Source organism: Robiginitalea sp., assembly GCF_049588695.1.
Lineage (GTDB): Bacteria > Bacteroidota > Bacteroidia > Flavobacteriales > Flavobacteriaceae > Robiginitalea.
This window is the reverse complement of record NZ_JBAVZJ010000512.1, coordinates 1-2010: the sequence shown is the minus strand read 5'-3', so window position 1 is coordinate 2010 and position 2010 is coordinate 1. Positions and strand designations below refer to the sequence as shown.

Sequence of the window (2010 nt, the reverse complement as noted above, 5' to 3'; positions counted from 1 at the left end):
GTTAAAACCCTTTCTATTGCCAAAAGCGCCATTCGCCATAATATGGCAAAGGACCTGCCGAAGATGGAAACCCCCACCTGCATCATCTGGGGGAAAAACGATTCAGTGACCCCGCCTAATGTAGCCGAGGAATTCCATGAACTGCTTCCGGATTCGGACCTGTTCTGGATCGATAAATGTGGCCATGCTCCGATGATGGAACATCCTGAGGACTTCAATGCCATACTCTACGACTGGTTGCAGAAACGCAGTTTCTAGATCGCTACAGGGGTAGCGGGCCTCAGATCACACTTGTTTATCTTAATTTGCCATATGAAGATTACCTCAGCGGAATTTCTTTGCAGCAATACAGATGTGGGAAAGTGCCCTTCGGAGCCGCTGCCGGAGTACGCCTTTATCGGGCGTTCGAATGTGGGTAAGTCCTCCCTTATCAATATGTTAACCCAGCGCAAAGGGTTGGCCAAGACTTCGGGAAGGCCGGGGAAAACCCAATTGATCAATCACTTTAAGATCAATGATAACTGGTTCCTGGTCGACCTTCCAGGTTATGGATACGCCCGCACCTCTAAAAAGGATAAGGCGCGTTTTCAAAAATTTATCACCCGGTATTTTAACGAACGTGAGCAACTCCTCAATGCGTTTTTACTCATAGATATTCGCCACGCCCCCCTGCCTATCGATCTGGAATTTATGGAATGGCTCAACTCAAAAGGGATTCCCTTTTCGTTGGTCTTCACCAAGGCAGATAAGCTAAAACCTGGCGCCCGGGAAGAAGCCCTTGAAAAGTATTTTGATCAGATGCGGGCAGCGGGATGGGTTGAAATACCCCCGTATTTTGTGACTTCCTCCTCAAAAAACATTGGCGGGAAAGAGGTCCTGGATTATATCGAAAATATCAATGTAAGCTTTCGCGCCAACCAATCTTAAATCGGGCACGTGTCCAGGTGGGGGGTGCCCCCCTCCCCCCAGTACTCAAATTAGAACCTGTAGCTGCATTTTCCCTTCACTTTTACTTCAAAACCCCTGAATCTCACTCCCGGTCTGAAATTTTCGTTTTAAGGGTTTCGATCAGTTCCTCAAGGGAGGAAATCTCGTCAAAATCCTCGGCATTGAGCAAGGGGAGCCACTGTCCTTTATGAAGCTCGAGAACCAGTGGGTACGTTTTGGGAAAATTGAACAGAATGCCCGTATCCTCTACATTGTCCCGGTAGTAGAAATACGCAGGGCGTTCAAAATTCAGGAGAAAGTCTTTCCAGTCCCGCCTGGCGGAGCTGAAGCCGTGTGTTAAGGCACACAACTTGCAGGAATAGGTTTCGGGACTGATCCATTTGTGCAAACTATCCCTGATTGCGTTGAGCATTCCAGCATCGGCATTCCAGACAAAGACCAGGCTCCCTTCGGGATACTCCTTAATCACCGGTTTTGGATTTTGCATATTCTTGAGGGTTAAAAATGGATGCTGGTTTGCTGCAGGGGAAGAGGGTATCTTTTTATCGGGGAAGGGGGGCTACCCCCAACGGCACGCCCCAATGTGTAGTTTCTCCCTTTCAATGCTCTTAACAAAACTCAAGCCCGGCATCCCGATTCCCTTTAACCTTTTCTTATCATCAGAACGCACCTCTAATTTGTAACTTGACCCTTCAAAAATAAGTAACCTGTTGCTATGAAGAAAGTCTACCATCCCTCTGCAAGTCGGGGCCATGCCAACCATGGGTGGCTCGAGAGCTACCATAGTTTTAGTTTTGCAAACTACTACAATCCCGAACGGATGCAATTCGGCGCCCTCAGGGTTTTGAATGACGATCGCGTCGCCCCGGGTATGGGGTTTGGGACCCATTCCCACAACAACATGGAAATCATTTCCATCCCACTCCGAGGTGATCTGGAGCACAAGGACAGTATGGGAAACACAACCGTGATCCGCGAAGGGGACGTCCAGGTCATGAGTGCTGGAACGGGTGTAAACCACAGTGAATACAATAAGAACAAGGATCGGGATGTCTCCTTTCT

General features: G+C 48.5%; 4 protein-coding genes. 3 read left to right on the top strand and 1 reads right to left on the bottom strand.

Features of this window, described 5'->3' with window-relative positions; all coding sequences use genetic code 11:
- Together WBV75_RS11855 and yihA are read left to right on the top strand one after the other, a co-directional pair.
- Positions 1-258: alpha/beta fold hydrolase (locus WBV75_RS11855; RefSeq protein WP_424120803.1), on the top strand; the 258-nt coding region annotated here is incomplete at its 5' end.
- Positions 259-312: 54 nt separating this feature from the next.
- Positions 313-927, top strand: coding sequence for a ribosome biogenesis GTP-binding protein YihA/YsxC (gene yihA / locus WBV75_RS11850; RefSeq protein ID WP_424120802.1), 615 nt, complete (start codon positions 313-315; stop codon positions 925-927).
- 103 nt (positions 928-1030) lie between these two features.
- On the opposite strand, the gene WBV75_RS11845 is transcribed toward yihA, so the two are convergent.
- Positions 1031-1435: a hypothetical protein gene (locus WBV75_RS11845; RefSeq protein ID WP_424120801.1), complete on the bottom strand. Its 405-nt coding sequence runs from the start codon at positions 1433-1435 to the stop codon at positions 1031-1033.
- Positions 1436-1663: 228 nt separating this feature from the next.
- Between WBV75_RS11845 and WBV75_RS11840 the strand changes: the two genes are divergently transcribed.
- On the top strand, positions 1664-2010 hold a 347-nt coding region (locus WBV75_RS11840; RefSeq protein ID WP_424120800.1), incomplete at its 3' end, for a pirin family protein.

Coding starts and splice junctions, on each gene's coding strand:
- yihA (WP_424120802.1), top strand. CDS start 313: ATGAAGATTACCTCAGCGGAATTTCTTTGCAGCAATACAGATGTGGGA.
- WBV75_RS11845 (WP_424120801.1), bottom strand. CDS start 1,435: ATGCAAAATCCAAAACCGGTGATTAAGGAGTATCCCGAAGGGAGCCTG.